A 17,905-nucleotide genomic window follows, 5' to 3' on the forward strand; every position below is an offset into this window, starting at 1 on the left:
GTGGCACTGCATGGCTTACCGCCAGCTATCGCGTCCCGGTCTGACCAGTCCCGCCTACCGGGAGCAACCCCACGCTTGACCGTTATGCAACACCCTCCGGAAGACACACGCCTTATGGCGGAGTAAATCTTCCTGTCAAGCCAGAAATGCGCAGTTCCCTGATTTTTCAGCTCAATCTTTGGCATTCATTAAGAAGCCGCAAAATATCATTGTCATGCGACAGGAACCTGCATATGCCAAAGGCGTATTTCGCGCAAGCGGAAAACCGGTGTTGCAAGCCGCTCCTGCCTGACATTAAACCCAACACAACTGAAGGATGGACTTGTGAGCGAACAACGTACCCTGAACCTGGCTGAACGCCGTGCCATTGCTGCTTATCAGGAAGAAACCTTCAACGGCCTCAAGGCGCAAATGATCGAAGCCGTGGGCAAAGACATCACCATTGATGTGGAATGGGCCGCCCTTGCCCTGCCGGACCAGGCTGAGCGCTATAGCCGCGAAGACTTCTGGACCAATATCTTCTTTGTGCCAACCGTAAAGGCCCTGAGCGACCTGGGTGCAGATGCCATGGGCAAGGAAGCCTTGCAAGGGGCCCTGCAACGTATCGTCTTCACCTATGATGAAGCCACCGCACCTTCCATGGCCTATGAAAACGGTGTGAGCTTTGCCGATGGCACGTTGACCATCAACTTCAAGCCGTTCACCAACGCCGACTACATCGACGACCGCGCCTCCGCCATCGTCAAGGAACTGGAACGCAAGCTGTAAGCCGCACCCCATGCCGGGGCTCACCTGCCCCGGCATACTCGAACTTATAGATACTCGCCAAATGCAGCGCTCGGGGCGAGCGCCTGCCAGCTACAAATCATAAAACCGAATCACCACACATGAAACCGAACTCACATGCTCGGGCACTGCGCCTGCGCTCAAATAATGCCATTGTCATTTACTGTTGTACCGTGCTCTCCATGAACGTCGCCTTGGCTGCAGGTGGCGGTCTGGCCGAGTATGCCCCCTTTAATGGCGGGACCTATGCCAATTTCCAGGTGATCTCCCCGGATGGTCGTACTGTTGCTGGATACGCCCGGGACGGCAGCCGGACCGTTGCCGTGCGTTGGACCTCTGCTGGAGGAATGGAAAACCTGGGGTCCATGTTTGGCGGCAGCGCCACATCGGTTACCGGGCTTTCCGCTGATGGCAGCGTACTGGTCGGAACCGGCCAGCTTGCACAAAACGCGTTGTCTTACCGTGCCTATCGCTGGACAAGGGCAACCGGGCCACAAGATCTGGGTACGCTGCCCATGGGGGGCAACAGTCATGCGGCAGCCGTATCCGCCGATGGCAGCATGGTGGTGGGTGTCGCCTATAACGCTGCAACCTATCAGCGAGGTTTCCTGTGGACGTCCGCACAAGGCATGCAGGATCTCGGCGAGCTGAATGGCGGACATTCCAGTGCGGCGCTGGCCTTGTCTGCCGATGGCAGTGTCATCGTAGGCCGGGCGGCTGATGGTCATGCCGGTGGCAACGATCGCGCAGTGCGCTGGAGCAATGGCAGTGGCCCTGTGAGTCTTGGGGTGCTGTCAGGACACCAGAACTCGGTGGCAAACGCCATCTCAGCCGATGGTCAGGTCATTACGGGAACGTCGTATCCAGGGCCCGGCATTACCGATGCGCGCGCTTTCCGCTGGACCGCCACCGATGGCATGCAGAATCTCGGCACTTTACCAGGAGGCGCTTACTCGCTGGGCCTGGGCATTTCAGCAGGCGGCAGTACCATCGTGGGTCGCTCAGAGGCCATCAACCTGGGAGCCCTGCGTGCCTTTCGCTGGACCCAGGCCACGGGCATGCAGTCCGTCGAGCAGTGGCTGGCCGATAATGGTGTCGTGGTGAACTCATTCCAAGGCACACAGGAGGCGCATGCAACCAATCAAGACGGTTCAATCGTGGTTGGTAGCATGAACAATGGCAATGCCTTCATTGCATGCGTCAGAAGCTGCGGCAATGGGGGTTCCGGCCTGATTGATGTGCAGCAATTCAATGGCTCCCTCTACAGTGTGGCGCATCAGCAGAACCGGTCTTTGGGTGAGTCTGATCTGGTCATGAACGGCCTGCACAGCCGCCCGACGGCGTTCACCCTCAAGACGGGCCAAGGCACCATGTGGGTAGGGGGTGACCTCGGGCGAGCCGAGCGTGTACCCGGCAAGGGCACCGTGGGCAATGGCGAGCTGGGTGTGGCATATGGACTGACGGACACACTCATGCTGCGTGCTGCAGTTGGCCGTACCGGTAGCGACATCGACAGCGATGGCGGCTCCAACGTGGAAACCAGCGGTACCTTTGTCTTGCCAGAGCTGGTGGCCCAGCTGGGTGACAGCCCGTTCCTGTTGAGCGCCAGTGCTTATTACAACAGTGGCAAGGCACGCATCCGCCGCGGTTATCTCAATGCCGGCACGCCTGAACATGCCGATGGTACGCCGGATGTCAGCAGCAAGGCACTCCGCCTGCGTCTGGACTGGATGGATGCCTACAAGTCAGAACGCCTGTCGTTGACACCTTATGCCAGCATGAGCTGGTACCGCAGCCATGTGGATGGTTACACCGAGAAAGGCGGCAACTTTCCGGTGAGCTGGGAGGCCCAGCAGGAAAGGCAAAGCATCCTGCGGCTGGGGACGGATCTGCGCTATGCGTTGAGTGACAATGTGACCTTGACCGGTTTGCTGGAGCTGGCACACCGCTCACGCCAGAACGGTGAGGGTGCCCAGGGCCGCATTATTGGTCTGAGCAGCTTCAAGCTCGAAGGCATGGCCTATCCCCGCAGCTGGGTGCGCCTGGGCGTGGGGCTGGATGCCAAAGTAGGGCCGGGCATTCTGGCTGTCATGCTCAATGCCAATAGCCGCAACAGTGGCAACCGCTGGTGGCTGAATGCCAGCTATCGCATCCCGTTCTGATCAGCTCCGGCGATCATGGAACCTCACAGGCAATGGTCATGTCATAATGCGGACATGCCTTTTCACGGACCTCTGACATGACCTTGCCCTCCTTGCTCCGCCCCACCCTGCTGATCGTGCTGGGCTTGGCTTCCCTTCAATCCATGGCCGCCAGTAGCCCTGCCATGGTAGAGCTCCGCCCCAGTCAGGAAGACCTGGGCTGGATGGAAGCTTACACCTGGGGGGGCGGTGCGCGCTATGAGTTTGAAATCAACCGCAAAGCCCAGCCCCTGCCGGCAGGGCTGGCCGGTAGCCAGCCACAGCTGTTTGTGGGGTGCAGCCAGCAAGCAGCAGGCAGTGCCTGGCAGTTCTACGTCGGGCTCAGTGATCCCGGTGCCTGGATGCAGAAAGACCTCAAGGCCCTGCGCGCCTTTGAAGCAACCCGTAAGCAGCTGTTCGGTACCGCCGGGAATGTCATCCTGGTAGGTCCGCTAGGTCAGAGCAAGTGGATACCCATCAAACCGGCTGATTTTGGCCTGAAAGCCACCCCGCTGGATGCCGCCACACTGCAAGCCCTGCGACAGGCGGTCCAGATTCAGGTGGATACCCCGACCCTGCGCATGCACATCCCGGCCAGCGACCTCAACAAGCTGCTGACCAGCATGAAACTGCCCTGCCGCTGAGGGACCTTGTCAGATGGCACCGCCATGCGGGGAGTGAGCAAGACACCATCCGGCCTCCCCAGCCTGCGGTTCTGCTGCTAGAGTGTCAGGAACAAGCCAAAGCCCCTTGGCAGAACAGATACGCCTCAAGCAATGGACCGCAGGCAGCATGGACGGGTGATATGGATTCTCTTGCGCAACGACGCCACACCATCAGGACTTTCTGGGAGGAGCGTGTTCCTTTGGGTATGTTGTCCGGCACACCGGACTTCCTGCTGACACAGGTTGAGCAGGCATACCTGCTGGAGCACGTCCCCGCAGGCAGTCGGGTGCTGGAGCTGGGCAGTGGCAGCGGCCACACCCTGATCCGGCTGGCACAGAAGCGCCAATGCGAATGCGTAGGGCTCGACTATATCCCCGGTATGGTGCAGCTGGCCCAGGCTCAGGTGCAGGCCGTCGGCTTGTCCGGGCAGGTCCGGATCATGGCACACACCCTGCCCGCCCTGCCAGAGGACTTATCCCCGTTTGATGTGGTGATCTCTAACCGCTGCCTCAACAGTCTGGTCAGTGCAGAGGAACAACAGCAAGTCATTCAAGGCATCCCCTCGCTCCTGAAACCCGGCGGGCTATTTCTGATGCTGGAAAACACTCTGGATGGCCTGGAGGCCACCAACCGGATGCGACAGGCAGCGGGTCTGGACAGCATTGAGGAAGCCTGGCACAGCCGCTTCTTCCGGGTCGCCGAGGTGGAAGCCTGGCAGCAGCCAGGCTTCCGCATTGAGCATTTTGCCCATGTCACCAGCCTGTATTACTTCCTGAGCCGGGTTATCAATGCCAGTCTGTGCGCGCAGACCGGTGAGGCGTTGGCCTATGACGCACGGATCAACCAGATCGCAGCGGCCTTGCCGCAGCAAGTAGGGGATTTTGGCCCCGTCAAGGCATGGCACTGGCGCAAACAGGGGCAGACAGCATGAGCGAACGTAAAAAGGTATTGGTATTTACGGCCAAATGGATTGGCCTGAAATGCATAGAACACCTGCTGACCCGGTTTCCACAGGATCAGTATGTCTTTGTGGTCATGGAGCCGGATGCGGACCTGATCACCCGCTATCTGGGCGAGCATGGTCAACCCTGCTTCCCGCTCAGCCAGGCAACGCTGGACAGCCTGCATCAGCAATACGCCGATGGCCACTTCGACTTTCTGCTTAATCTGTGGGGCGGGCATATTTTCAAGACCACCACCCTAGCCAAGGCACAGCATAGCCTGAACATCCACCCGGCTTACCTGCCCTACTGCCGGGGGCGGGACCCGATCGTCTGGGCCATCCGCTACGGCTGGCCAGCCGGGGTGACCTTGCATCAGATCGCTGCGGGCGTTGATGAAGGGCCGATCATTCATCGGGAAGAAGTGCCCTACACCTTTCCCATCACTGGCGCGGCGCTGTATGAGCAGGTCGCCGCCCGAGCCTGGCAGGTATTCTGTGAGCAGTGGCCACGCCTGCGCTCCACCGCATGGTCCGCCATTGATCAACCGGTGCTGCCGGATAACCGGACTTTTCGCCGCGAAGACCTGCTGCGCGACCGCGTGCTGGATACGCAGACGCAGCCGGAAGCCCTGGATCTGGTCCGACGGCTATTGGCTCACGATTTTGGCGACTATGCGGCCATTCTCCAGCATGAGGGCAAGCGCTACAGCCTGCATTGCAGCCTGCAGGAGCTGCCGGAATAAGGCCGCAACAAAAAGCCCGCTGCATGCAGCGGGCTTTTTGCCGGATACCAGCAGGGCTTAACGATCAATGCCGCCCATGCACAGGTACTTGATCTCCACGTAATCCTCAATGCCGTATTTGGAACCTTCACGGCCCAAACCGGACTGCTTGACCCCGCCGAACGGCGCGGCTTCGTTGGAGATGATGCCAGTGTTCAAACCCACCATACCGTACTCCAGCCCTTCTGACACACGCCAGATGCGTCCAATGTCGCGGGCGTAGAAGTAGGACGCCAGGCCAAACTCGGTATCGTTGGCGTAGCCCAGTACTTCTTCTTCCGTCTCGAAGCGGAACAGCGGTGCCAGCGGGCCAAAGGTTTCCTCGCGGGCCACTTTCATGTCGGCGGTCACACCGGTCACCAGCGTCGGCTCAAAGAAGGAGCCGCCCAGTGCGTGGCGCTTGCCACCGGCCACCACCTTGCCGCCCTTGGCAATGGCGTCGGCAATGTGCTCTTCCACTTTCAGCACCGCATTCTGGTCGATCAGAGGCCCTTGGGTAATGCCAGCTTCCATGCCATTGCCCACTTGCAGCCGGTTCACCGCTGCAGCGAATTTCTCGGCAAAAGCGTCGTACACCCCAGCCTGCACATAGATACGGTTGGCGCAGACGCAGGTCTGGCCGGCGTTGCGGAACTTGGAAATCAGCGCCCCTTCTACCGCCGCATCCAGATCAGCATCGTCGAACACGATGAACGGGGCGTTGCCCCCCAGCTCCAGCGACACCTTCTTGATGGTGTTCGCGCATTGTGCAGCGAGCTGGCGACCAATCTCGGTCGAACCGGTAAAACTGAATTTCTTGACGATGTCGCTGCCGGTCAGCTCGCCACCAATGGCCGCAGCCGAACCGGTGACCACGTTGAACACCCCGGCCGGAATACCGGCGCGCTCGGCCAGTACCGCAATCGCCAGAGCGGAAAGCGGGGTCTGACTGGCAGGCTTCACCACCATGCTGCAGCCTGCAGCCAGTGCTGGCGCCGCCTTGCGGGTGATCATGGCATTGGGGAAGTTCCACGGCGTGACCGCAGCGCACACCCCGATCGGCTGCTTGATCACCACCACCCGCTTGTCGTTCGCCGGTTGCGGGATCACATCACCATACAGGCGCTTGGCTTCTTCGGCGTACCACTCGATATAGCTGGCACCGTAGGCGATCTCGCCTTTGGCCTCAGCCAGCGGCTTGCCCTGCTCGGCAGTGAGCAGCGTGGCCAGATCATCCTGATGGGCCATCATCAGGTCATACCACTTGCGCAGCAGGACCGAACGTTCCTTGGCGGTTTTCTTGCGCCATTGCTTGAAGGCTTGCTCGGCAGCCTGCAGCGCGCGGCGGGTTTCTGCCACGCCCATCTTTGGCACGGTCGCCAATACTTCGCCGGTGGCTGGATTGGTCACGGCAATGGTTTCGCCATTATCGGCATCCAGCCACTCGCCATTGATATAGCACTGCTGGCGCAGCAGGCCAGCATCTTTCAGGTTCAGCATGGAAAGCTCCTGTTGCACGGGGCGCCGCAGCGCCCCGTTTTCAAGTCTGGTTTACTGGGCTTCTTGCATGGCCGCTTGCAGGATGGCCAAGCCTTCAGCCAGTACTTCGTCCTGAATGGTCAGCGGCATCAGGAAGCGGATCACGTTGGCGTACACACCGCAGGTCAGCAGGATCAGGCCTTTTTCCAGCGCTTTTTGCTGCACGCGCTTGGTGTAATCGGCATCCGGTTCATCGGTACCCGGCTTGTTCAGCTCCATGGCGATCATGGCCCCCAGGCCACGCACTTCGGCGATGTGCGGCATGCTGGCTTTGAGCCCATTCAAGGCTTCCTTCAGCTTGTCGCCCAGGCGGTTGCTGCGCTCCAGCAGCTTTTCCTCTTCGATCACGTCCAGCACGGCGAGCGAAGCCGCCACCGCCAGCGGGTTACCGGCATAGGTGCCACCCAGGCCGCCCGGGTTCGGCGCATCCATGATCTCGGCCTTGCCGCAGACGGCGGACAGGGTAAAGCCACCGGCCATCGACTTGGCCATGGTCATCAGATCCGGCACCACGCCGTAGTGCTCCATGGCAAACATGGTGCCGGTACGGGCAAAGCAGGTCTGCACTTCATCGGCAATCAGCAGGATGCCGTGCTGATCGCACAGTGCGCGCAGCTGCTGCATGAAATCCTTGGGCGCCACATAGAAGCCGCCTTCGCCTTGTACCGGCTCCAGAATGATGGCAGCCACCCGCTTCGGGTCGACGGAAGACTTGAACAGCTGCTGCAGGGCGTCCAGCGAATCCTGGCTGCTGACGCCATGCAGTTCATTCGGGAACGGTGCATGGTAGGTTTCTGCCGGGAACGGGCCGAAACCGGCCTTGTACGGCAACACCTTGCCGGTCAGCGCCATCCCCATCATGGTACGACCATGGAAGGCCCCGGAGAAGGCGATCACACCGCTACGGCCGGTGGCAAAGCGGGCGATCTTGATGGCGTTTTCCACCGCCTCGGCGCCAGAAGAGAAGAAAGCGGTCTTTTTGGCGTGCGAACCCGGGGTCAGCGCGTTGATGCGCTCAGCCAGTTCAATATAGGAAGCGTACGGCACCACCTGATAGCAGGTATGGGTGAACTTCTGCAGCTGGGCCTGCACCGCAGCCACCACCTTGGGGTGGCAATGGCCGGTGTTCAGTACGGCGATCCCACCGGCGAAGTCGATGTAACGTCGACCTTCCACGTCCCACAATTCAGAGTTCAGCGCACGCTCGGCAAAGAACGGTGCCATCACACCTACCCCGCGTGGGGTAGCCGCGTCCTTGCGCTTGAGCAGGGATTGATTGTCAGCCATGTCGGGTCTCCATCCGTTAGACCGCCCCACGGGCGGGTGTTTAATATTTAACGACAGAAAGATAGCAGGATTTTAAACATTTCACCAGTATTCTGCCTTGATAAGTTTAACATTCCAGTAAGGCTGCGTAAAAACTGCCTTTGACGTGTTTAATTTAAAGAACAACTATCACAGGGTGGGCGCCGGCTCACCTTTGCGAAACGGGCAGCATGACAAATTTCAAATGAGATTGACTATCAATTACATTTAAAAGACCATCACCCGTCATCCAGAACCTTTGCAAGCTCATGCCCATGGACACCCGCACGACGGAATCACGCAGTCAACGCCTGACCCAAGCCCTGCAGCAACGCCTGCAACACCAGCAACAACGCATCTTCCGCATCACCACCGACCCTGCTCAGCGCCACGCGCCTTTCCCCTTGGCCGATATGCAGTATGCCTACTGGGTGGGTCGACAGGACACCTTCTCCCACGCTGGGGCGATCCAGTTCTATGTACAGCTGCATACCCGTGACTTGGACTTGCCCCGGCTGACGCACGCCTGGAACCGTCTGCTGCAGCGGCACGACATGTTGCGGGCGGTGGTCAATGCGGAAGGGGTGCAGCGGGTGCTGCAGGATGCCCCTTGGCAAGACATTGAAACGCGTGATGCCTCCTCCCTGTCTGAAGCCGCCTTGCACGATCATCTGGCGGCAACACAAAGCCAGCTGCAGGCGGAGTGTGCCTCGCTGGCCAGCTGGCCCCATGCCCGCCTGATCTATGACCAGCTGAACGCAGCTGAAGGTTATCTGCACATCAAACTGGACCTGTGGTGCATTGATGGCCGCAGCCTGCATATTGTGTTTGATGAGCTGGCCCAACTCTACCAGCAGCCGGACTGCACACTCCCCCCGCTGCAGATGCAGTTCCGTGACTACATCATGGCCTTGCAGCAATATGAACAACAGGACGGCTGGCAGCACGCTCTGCAATGGTGGCAGCAACGCATGCCCACCCTGCCGTCGGCCCCTGACTTGCCCCGCCACCCGAATGCGGCGCATCGCTCCGAACAATTCATCCGTCTGGAGCACGCACTGGGGGACGCCGCCAGCCGGCAACTTCAGCAGCTCACCCAGTCACACGGCCTGTCGCTGGCAGGCGTACTGCTGTCGGTCTACGCCCATGTTCTGGCTCACTGGAGCAGCAGCCGCCACTTCACCTTGAACATTCCCCGCTTCAACCGGCCAGACTGGCATCCGGACATCGGCAACGTGGTCGGGGAGTTTGCCTCGTTCAGCCTGCTGGAAGTGAACCTGCGCGAGCCGGGCAGCTTTATCCACCACGCCCGCGCCATCCAGCAGCAGCTATGGCAGGATCTGGACCATCAAGCCGTGTCCGGTGTACGACAACTGCGCGAACTGGCCCGCGCCCGGCACAGCGGTGAGCTGGCCAGCATGCCGTACGTGTTCACCACCACCCCCGACTTGCGACAAGGGGCACACTACACACCCCGCGCCATCAGCAGCGTGTTTGGTGAGGTGCGGCAGATGGTCAGCCGCACGCCTCAGGTGTTGATCGATTGCCAGTACCTGCTCGAAGACGGAAACCTGCATCTCAACTGGGATGCCATGCCGGGCGCGTTCCCGGATGGCATGCTGGACACCCTGTTTGCTACATTCGTACACCACTTGCAGCAGCTCGCAGCTTCCCCTGAGCAATGGCATCAGCCTTTGCGTACGCCGCTGCCAGACGATCAGCGCCGATGTCGCCAGCCTACAGCAACGCTGCCCGCTTTCCGTCCCGAGACAGCCGCACAGGGTTTACAACGCTGGAGCCAACGCACACCTGAAGCATCCGCACTGATCTGCGCTGACGGGCCACACTGGAACTATCGACAGCTTGAGCAGCAAGTGGCCGCCTGGGTGCGGCAACTGCAGGCACACGGGCTGAGCACCCGCTCACGGGTTGCCTTGCTGCTGCCGCGCGGCTGGCAGCAGACCGTTGCCCTGCTGGCCTGCCAATGGCTGGGCTGCACCGCCGCACCGCTGGATCACACCCAGCCGACTACCCGGCTACAAGGCATGCTCGATACGCTGGCACCGGACCTGATCCTGAGCCTGCCGGGGCAGCACCCTGAGACGCTACCCTGCCCGCTCCTGCTGATGCCGGAACCCTTGTCAGCCCCAGCCACGCAGCCACAAGCGGCAGCCTGGGACCCGGATCACAACGCCGTCATCATCTTTACCTCGGGCTCGACCGGCACCCCCAAGGGGGTACAACTGCATGCCGCCGCACTGGCCAATGCCTTGCAATACAGCGCGCAGCGCTTCGGCCTGAACGAGCAGGACGGATTCATCGCCATTACCGCCCTGCACCACGACATGATGCTGTTTGATCAGCTGCTGCCCTTCCAGCTGGGCGCCCGTCTGGTGCAGCCTCTGGCCGCACAGGCGCTGGACCCGGCGCACTGGCTGCAATTGGTGCAGGAGCACGGCATTACCGTCTGGAACAGCGTGCCCCGCTTTCTGGAATGGCTGCTGCAACACAGCCCGGCACTACCGGACTCATTGCGTATCCTGCTGCTCGGGGGCGACTGGCTCTCCCCCGCCAGGCTGGCACCGCTGCTGGCACAAGGGCGTGCAGTCTACAGCGTGGGCGGCCCAACAGAGACCACACTATGGAATATCGTGCACCCGCTGAGCCCGGACGACTGCCTCCGGACCCGCATTCCCTATGGTCGCGCCATTGACCATTGCCAATACCATGTGCTGAACGACTGGCTGGAAGACTGCCCGGATGGGGTCAGCGGGGAGCTATACTGCAGCGGCCTGAGTCTGGCGCTAGGCTACCTGAATGCCCCCGAGCACAACGCCGCACGCTTCTTGCCCCACCCGCTAACAGGCACCCGCCTGTACCGCACCGGCGACAAAGGCTACTGCGATGAGCACGGCATCATTCATATTCTGGGCCGCACCGACTTCATGCTCAATGCCGGGGGCCTGCGCATCAACCCGCATGAGATCGAGTCCGCACTGCTGCAGCACCCCGCCATCGCCCAGGCGGTGGTACTGGAGCAGCCGGATGCGCAGCAACGGCAGCACATTGTCGCTGCCGTGCTCTTGCGGCCTGAGCAGAAAGCAGACGAAGCGGACTGGATTGCCCATTGTCGCCAGCAGGTGCCCGCTGCGGCCATTCCGCGCCGTTTCGTGGTGCTGACAGAGTGGCCTGTCAACGCCAATGGCAAGCTGGACCGCCAAACCCTGAGCCGTCTCATGCAGACTCAGGCCGTTGTTCAACAGGCCAGCCGCCCGCTGAGCCCGGAAGAGCAATCGCTAGCCGATATCTGGCAAACCCTGCTCTCACACAGCATCACCCGGCCGGATGCCCACTTCTTTGCCATGGGGGGCGATTCCCTGCTGGCCACACGCCTGCTGCTGAGTCTGGAGCAGCATTATGGCTTCCGTCCCCCGCTGGGCATGGTGTTCTCGCACCCGGTACTGCAAGACATGTGTCAATGGCTCAGCCGCCAGCCCGCCCGGCAGCGCACCCCATGGCCGAGTGCGCACCCTGAAACGCCAGAGCGAGGCTGGGCGGAGGACCGTATCTGGTTCATGAACCAGCTCTCCCCGGGCCATGCCTTCTTCAACCTCTGCCATCAGCTGACGCTGGATGGCGATCTGAACCCCGAGCGGCTGGCAGAGGCCTTCCGCCTGCTGGTAGCCCATCACGAGCCGCTGCGTGCCCGTTACCCACGCGGGCTGCAAGGCCGCCGTTACCAGATTCAGCCCGCAACAGCGTTTCCGCTGCCCTGCACGGATTTGCAACAGCTGGCACCTGAAGCACAAGCCGAGGCCTGCCAGCAAGCACTGGATACTGAGCTCACCTCCGGCTTTGACCTTGAGAACGGCCCCATCCTGCGCGCCCACTTGCTGCAGCTAGGGCCGCAACGCTGGCAATTGCTTTACAGCCTCCATCACATTGCCTTCGATGGCTGGTCCAGCGAGCTGTTCGTCAAGGAGCTGTTCCAGCTGTACGGTACGGGCAGTGCTGACAAGATGCCTGTGGTGGCCCGCTATGCCGATTTCACCTTGTGGCAGCAGCAACACTACAGCGGCACGACGTTGCAGCACAACCTGGCGCAATGGCAAGCCATCCTGGGCGAGGCCAGCCCGCTGAGCCTGCCGAGCGATCATCCCAGACCGCCCGTGCAAAGCTTCCGTGGCGCGAGCCTGCACCACTGGCTGGACGCAGAGCAGACTACCGCTGTGCAGCAACTGGCCCAGACTGAGGGCGTCACCCCGTTCATGGTCCTGCTCGCGGCCATGCAGCTGACGCTGGGTCGTCTGGCCGGGCAAGATGATTTCATCATGGGCAGCGTGCTCTCAGGCCGCGATCATGCCGCCACCCAGAACATGATTGGCTTGTTCATCAACCCGGTTCCCCTGCGCGCCCGCCTGCAGCCTGACCACACCTTCCGGCAATTGCTGCTGCAGACGCGCGAGGCTTTCCTTGCCTCCGAAGCGCATCAGCATGTTCCCCTGCAGGCACTGGTTCAACAACAGGACCGGGCACCGGACCTGAGCCGGAATCCCTTATACCAGGTGTCCTTTACCTATCAGGCGGCCGGGCTGGTGCAGGGAGACTGGCACGGTTTGCAAATTCGCAGTCATCCGGTGGCCTCTACCGCCACCCATATGGACCTGGAAATTCTGGCCTTGCCAGACCAGGAGCGACTGCTGGTGGTCTGGCAATACGCCGCAGATTTGTTCAGCCCTGCCCGTATCGAGCAGTGGCAGCAGGCCTTCACCCATGTATTGCAGGCTGCACTGGATACTCCCGATGCCGCACTGGACCGCCTGCCACTGGCACCGCTGGCCAATCGTCTGGCGTGGTCGCGCTTCGATGGCGGCCCTGCGCTGCCAGGTCTGGATCCTTGGCCGAAGCTGGCGGAGCATGCGGCACAACAGCCAGAAGCCCTTGCCCTGTTTGACGATCACGGCGCACGCTGGAGCTGGCAACAGCTCATGACCCGCGCCGAGCATCGCGCCGGGCAACTGCTGCAACAGTACCCGCAGGCGCAGCTCATTGCCGTGCGCCTGCACCCCGGCGTTGACTATGCCTGCACCATTCTGGCCATCCTGCGACTGGGGCTGACCTGGCTACCGATAGACCCGCAACGGCCCATCGCCGCAGTACAAGGCATGCTGCAACGGGCCGAGGTCGACCTGCTGGTCAGCACCCACAGCCTGTGGCCAACCACAGAGGCCACCACGCCATGCTGGCTGCTGGATCAGCACACACCCGCCTCACAGGCGCTGCCCCCTTATCAGGCTGCGCCGGGGCATCGCCTGGCGTGGGTTCAGCACACTTCCGGCTCCAGCGGTCAACCCAAGGCGGTGGCACTCAGCTACGACAATCTGCGCCACCGTCTGGCTTGGGGACAGACCACGGCCCCACTGCGCGCAGGCGCGATCGCCTGCCTGAAAACCTCCCCCGCATTCGTAGATGCCATGGGTGAGCTGCTGGATAGTCTGTTGGCGGGCATGTCCATCCTGATCCCGGACCCGGACGCGGCGCGCAGCCCGTATCAATTGCATACCCTGTTGCAACGACATCAGATTGATCGGCTGGTACTGACCCCGACCCTGGCCACCGCCCTGCTGGCCCAAGCCGGAACCGCAGGCTTGCCAGTGCGGGTGCTGGTGCTCGGTGGCGAGAAAGTGCAGCGTGATCTGGCGCAGCAACTGCTTGCCGCCCTGCCGGAGGACAGCCATCTCCTCAACTATTATGGCTGCACGGAGGTCAGTTCGGACGCGGCCTGGTCCCGCATCACCACCCCACTGCCGGATGAGGCCATCCTGCCTGCGGGTGAACCCGTGCCGGGTTGCACCCTATGGCTACTCGACGCGCATGGCGCGCCTGTGGCCCCTGGCCAGCCCGGCCACATCCACGTCAGCGGAGTGAATCTGGCCGGAGGCTACCTGAATGAGCCTGAGCTGACTGCCGCGGCCTTTCATGACTGGACGCACCCGGACGGTCACGTCATCAGGCTGTATGCCACTGGTGATATCGGTCGACGGCGGGGGCAGCAACTCAGTGTCCTGGGCCGGCAGGACCAGCAGATCAAGCTGCGTGGCATGCGGGTGGAGTCCGGCGAGCTGGAAGTCGCACTGCGCAGCCACCCGGCCGTCAAGGATGCGGTTATCCAGTTGCAGGTCACGCCACAGGGGGAGAATCTGGTCGCCCATATTCTGCTGCAACAAGGGCAAACAGTACGCTGTGCAGACCTGCGTGAACATCTGGCCCGCCAGCTGAGCGCCAGCCTGTTGCCCACCCACTGGAGCCTGGCCGAGGAATGGCCGCTCACGGCAACCGGCAAGGTGGATCGCCGGCGCCTGCCGCAGGAAGGCTTGCTGACCAGCAATCACGATCGCCAGCATACCCCGCCCCGTACCGACAGTGAACGGGCCTTGCTGCAGCTGTGGCAAGCCTTGCTGGGCCCAGCCCCGATCGGCATCGACGACAATTTCTTTGAAGCGGGGGGCAACTCCCTGCTGCTGGCGCAACTGCACCAACAGGTCTGCAGCCGCTGGCAATGTGAACTGCCGCTGACCCAGCTGTTCCAGCAGCCCAGCATCCGGGCGTTGGCCTCCCTGCTGGATAAAGGGCACAACCAGCCCCACCGGCAAGCCACGCGTGACCGCGCTGCTGCCCGGCTGGCAGCGCGCCGGAGGTCGGTATGAACCAACGGATTGCCATTGTAGGCTGCGCGGGGCGCTTTCCCGGTGCCGAATCGGTCGCTGAGTTGTGGCAGTTGCTGCTGGCGGGAACAGAAGCCTATCAGCTGCTGGACCCGGCGCAACTGGCCCAGTCAGCCCATCATCAGTTGAGTCAGCAAGCAGGCTATGTCGCACTGGCGCGCCCACTGGCTGACCATGACTGCTTTGATGCCCGCTTCTTCGGCTATGCCCCGCGTGAGGCGGCCCTGATTGACCCGCAGCAGCGCGTCTTGCTGGAGTGTGCCTGGCAGGTATTCGAAGATGCCGCCATTCCACCGGGGGATCAGGATGGGCGCCGGACCAGTGTCCTGGCCAGCGTGGGGGCAAACGCCTACCTGCCGCTGCATGCCCTGCCCGCCGTCTGGCGCGGCGAGGCCGACCTGCTGGAGTGCACGCTGGGCAATGACAAGGACTACGCCGCCAGCCGTGTAGCCTACAAGCTGGACCTGACTGGCTCGGCACTGACGGTGCAAACTGCCTGCTCCTCGTCGCTGGTCGCCGTTCACTTGGGCGTGCAACAGCTGCTGGCGTTTGAAGCCGACCGCGCACTGATTCTCGCTGCCTCGATCAGCCTGCCCGCAGACCTGGGCTACCTGCCCGAAACGGGGGGCATCCGCTCGCACGATGGCCATTGCCGCCCCTTCGACGCAGCCACCAGCGGCACCGTGTTCGGATCCGGTGTGGCCGGGGTCATGCTGAAACGGCTGGACGATGCCCTGACGGACGGGGACCGCATTCTGGCCGTGATCGAAGGGAGTGCCATCAATAATGATGGTCATCAACGGGTCGGCTTCACCGCCCCCGGCCTGAACGGGCAGGTGGCCGTCATCAGCGAGGCGCTGCAAGTGGCCGGACGACAGGCGGACGAGCTGGCCTATGTCGAATGCCACGGCACCGGCACCCACATGGGCGACCCGGTCGAGATCGAGGCCTTGCATCAGGCCTTGCAAGACAATGCGGACCACGCACTGGCGACCGCCTCCTGCGGCATTGGCTCCATCAAGAGCAATATCGGGCATCTGGATGTGGCAGCCGGGCTAAGCGGCCTGATCAAGACCGCACTCAGCCTTCATCACGGCCAGATCCCGGCCACCCTGCATTACCAGCGCCCCAATCCGGCGCTACGGCTGGCACACACCCCGTTCCATGTCATTCATGAGTCTACGGTCTGGCCTAAGGATCGTCCGTGGGTGGCCGGGGTCAGTTCCTTCGGCTTCGGCGGGACCAATGCCCACGCCATCCTGTCTGCGCCACCAGACACACCGGTGCCAGGCCCGACTCGTAGCTGGCACTGCCTGCCCCTCAGCGCCGCCACCCCAGAGGCGCTGCAACAGCGCGCCACCGCGCTGGCGCACTGGCTGTCGCAACACCCGGCAACCTCACTCGATGATGTGGCCTGGACGCTGCAAACCGGGCGCAAAGCCCTGCCTCATCGCAGGGTTTGCGTGGTAGACAGCACATCCAGCGCCCTTCAGCAACTCAGTACGCTGCCGACCACCCCGGTCACGCGCGTGACGCAGCTGCGCTGGCTGTTCCCCGGCCAAGGGGCACACTATGCGGGGATGGCCGCCCCGCTCTATCAGCAAGAGCCCTTGTTTCGCGAACGGCTCGAGCGCTGGCTGGCACGCCTGGTCCAAGCCGGAGCCGACCCGGCTATCCGTGCCGTGCTGCTGACCCCCTCGGAGGCGGAGGCAGATACCGGGCTGGTGCAGCCAGCGCTGTTCGCACTGGAAGTCAGCCTGGCCGAAACCCTGATGGCGCTGGGCCTGCAACCCGACGAGTTGCTGGGGCACAGTCTGGGGGAACTCAGCGCCGCAACCGTAGCCGGGGTGTTTCAGCCCGATGATGCTGCTCGCCTGCTGGTCGCGCGCAGCCAGTGGATGGCCGCCTTGCCCACGGGCGGCATGGCGCTGCTGCTGGCGACAGCGGCAGACGTCGAGCGCGAGCTGGCCGCCCATGGCTCATTGGCGCTCGCGCTGGTCAATGGCCCGCAATGCTGCGTGGCTGCAGGGCCGAATGTCGCGCTGGAGGCCCTGCTGGCCTCATCAGCTGCCCAACGCTGGCAGGCGCGGCGCTTGCGCACGTCTCATGCCTTCCACAGTCCGATGCTGGACCCCATGCTGGCGCGTTATCAGGATTTGCTCAGTCAGCTACACCTGTCAGCCCCAACCTTGCCCTTGCGCTCCGGTACGCATGGTCAGCTGCTGTCCGCCGAAGAGGCGTGCTCCGCAGACTACTGGGTACGGCAACTACGCCACACCGTGCGCTTTGACCTGGCGCTCGCCCATGCCTCGCCAGATGGCATGGACCTGGAAATCGGCCCGCCGGGCGGCCTGCTGGAGTTTGCCCGTCAGTCGCAGTCCTCGCCCCGGCCCGGTGTCAGCCTGTGCCCACCGCGCCAGTTGGCAGGGCATGCGGCGGAGCGCATCTGGCCGTGGGCGATAGGCCTGCTGTGGCAACATGGTGTGGCCATCAACTGGCCCGCCTGGCAGCACGCCTGGCTGCCGCGCAAAAAGTGTGCCTTGCCTGGCTACCCATTTGCCCGTCAGCGCCATTGGCTGCCCGCCGTGCTGCCTATCGCCCCGCCTGAGGGCGTACAAGCCAGCCCGGCCACGCCCCCGGCTCAACCACGGGACATAGCCTCAGGCGATGTAGCGCCCACGGCCGCGCTGACCGACGAAAACCGCATGCTGGCGCTATGGCGCGCCGTACTGCATCTGGACGCCATCCAGCTGACCGATGATTTCTTTGCGCTGGGGGGAAATTCCATCCAGGCACTGCGCCTGTGCCAGCTGGCACGCGAACAGGGCTGGTCGCTGACCCCGCAGCAGGTATTCCAGCTACGCACGCCTGCCGCACTGGCTGCGGTACTGACACCCCCCGTGCAGACCTCGCCTTCGTTGCCTTCCCTCACCTTCAGTGAAGTGGATGAAGACGACCTGGCTTTGCTGCTGAATCAACTGACAGAAGAGACCCCATGAC

At 62.4% G+C, this 17,905-nt stretch carries 9 protein-coding genes; 7 read left to right on the forward strand and 2 right to left on the reverse strand.

Features of this window, described 5'->3' with window-relative positions; all coding sequences use genetic code 11:
• Window positions 1-324: 324 nt before the first annotated feature.
• From HF682_RS12160 to HF682_RS12180, 5 genes are all read left to right on the forward strand, one after another.
• Complete coding sequence (locus tag HF682_RS12160; protein WP_168877538.1) at window positions 325-768, forward strand: hypothetical protein; 444 nt, start codon at window positions 325-327, stop codon at window positions 766-768.
• Window positions 769-968: 200 nt separating this feature from the next.
• A complete protein-coding gene (locus tag HF682_RS12165; protein ID WP_168877539.1) occupies window positions 969-2,948 on the forward strand; it encodes an autotransporter domain-containing protein in 1,980 nt (659 codons plus the stop codon).
• Between the two features lie 77 nt (window positions 2,949-3,025).
• Window positions 3,026-3,610, forward strand: a complete 585-nt coding sequence (locus tag HF682_RS12170; RefSeq protein WP_168877540.1) for a hypothetical protein — start codon at window positions 3,026-3,028, stop codon at window positions 3,608-3,610.
• Between the two features lie 161 nt (window positions 3,611-3,771).
• Entirely contained in the window at window positions 3,772-4,563 is a 792-nt protein-coding gene (locus HF682_RS12175) for a class I SAM-dependent methyltransferase (RefSeq protein ID WP_168877541.1), read from the forward strand.
• Window positions 4,560-5,318: a formyltransferase family protein gene (locus HF682_RS12180; RefSeq protein WP_168877542.1), complete on the forward strand. Its 759-nt coding sequence runs from the start codon at window positions 4,560-4,562 to the stop codon at window positions 5,316-5,318. The genes HF682_RS12175 and HF682_RS12180 overlap by 4 nt, the downstream gene beginning before the upstream one ends.
• A 57-nt stretch (window positions 5,319-5,375) precedes the next feature.
• On the opposite strand, the gene gabD is transcribed toward HF682_RS12180, so the two are convergent.
• Both gabD and gabT read right to left on the reverse strand, forming a co-directional pair.
• On the reverse strand, window positions 5,376-6,836 hold the full coding sequence (gabD, locus tag HF682_RS12185; protein WP_168877543.1) for an NADP-dependent succinate-semialdehyde dehydrogenase: 1,461 nt from the start codon (window positions 6,834-6,836) through the stop codon (window positions 5,376-5,378).
• Between the two features lie 51 nt (window positions 6,837-6,887).
• Window positions 6,888-8,162: a 4-aminobutyrate--2-oxoglutarate transaminase gene (gene gabT, locus HF682_RS12190; RefSeq protein WP_168877544.1), complete on the reverse strand. Its 1,275-nt coding sequence runs from the start codon at window positions 8,160-8,162 to the stop codon at window positions 6,888-6,890.
• A 293-nt stretch (window positions 8,163-8,455) separates the two neighbouring features.
• Between gabT and HF682_RS12195 the strand changes: the two genes are divergently transcribed.
• Window positions 8,456-14,887, forward strand: coding sequence for a non-ribosomal peptide synthetase (locus HF682_RS12195; RefSeq protein WP_168877545.1), 6,432 nt, complete (start codon window positions 8,456-8,458; stop codon window positions 14,885-14,887).
• Window positions 14,884-17,904, forward strand: a complete 3,021-nt coding sequence (locus HF682_RS12200) for a type I polyketide synthase (protein WP_168877546.1) — start codon at window positions 14,884-14,886, stop codon at window positions 17,902-17,904. The genes HF682_RS12195 and HF682_RS12200 overlap by 4 nt, the downstream gene beginning before the upstream one ends.
• Window position 17,905 lies beyond the last annotated feature (1 nt).

Origin of the sequence: Leeia aquatica (assembly GCF_012641365.1) — a bacterium.
GTDB lineage: Bacteria > Pseudomonadota > Gammaproteobacteria > Burkholderiales > Leeiaceae > Leeia > Leeia aquatica.

Excerpts from the sequence above, each read along its gene's own strand:
- HF682_RS12200 (WP_168877546.1), top strand. The coding sequence starts at position 14,884 with ATGAACCAACGGATTGCCATTGTAGGCTGCGCGGGGCGCTTTCCCGGT.
- HF682_RS12165 (WP_168877539.1), top strand. The coding sequence starts at position 969 with ATGAACGTCGCCTTGGCTGCAGGTGGCGGTCTGGCCGAGTATGCCCCC.
- HF682_RS12195 (WP_168877545.1), top strand. The coding sequence starts at position 8,456 with ATGGACACCCGCACGACGGAATCACGCAGTCAACGCCTGACCCAAGCC.
- HF682_RS12175 (WP_168877541.1), top strand. The coding sequence starts at position 3,772 with ATGGATTCTCTTGCGCAACGACGCCACACCATCAGGACTTTCTGGGAG.
- HF682_RS12180 (WP_168877542.1), top strand. The coding sequence starts at position 4,560 with ATGAGCGAACGTAAAAAGGTATTGGTATTTACGGCCAAATGGATTGGC.
- HF682_RS12170 (WP_168877540.1), top strand. The coding sequence starts at position 3,026 with ATGACCTTGCCCTCCTTGCTCCGCCCCACCCTGCTGATCGTGCTGGGC.
- gabD (WP_168877543.1), bottom strand. The coding sequence starts at position 6,836 with ATGCTGAACCTGAAAGATGCTGGCCTGCTGCGCCAGCAGTGCTATATC.
- gabT (WP_168877544.1), bottom strand. The coding sequence starts at position 8,162 with ATGGCTGACAATCAATCCCTGCTCAAGCGCAAGGACGCGGCTACCCCA.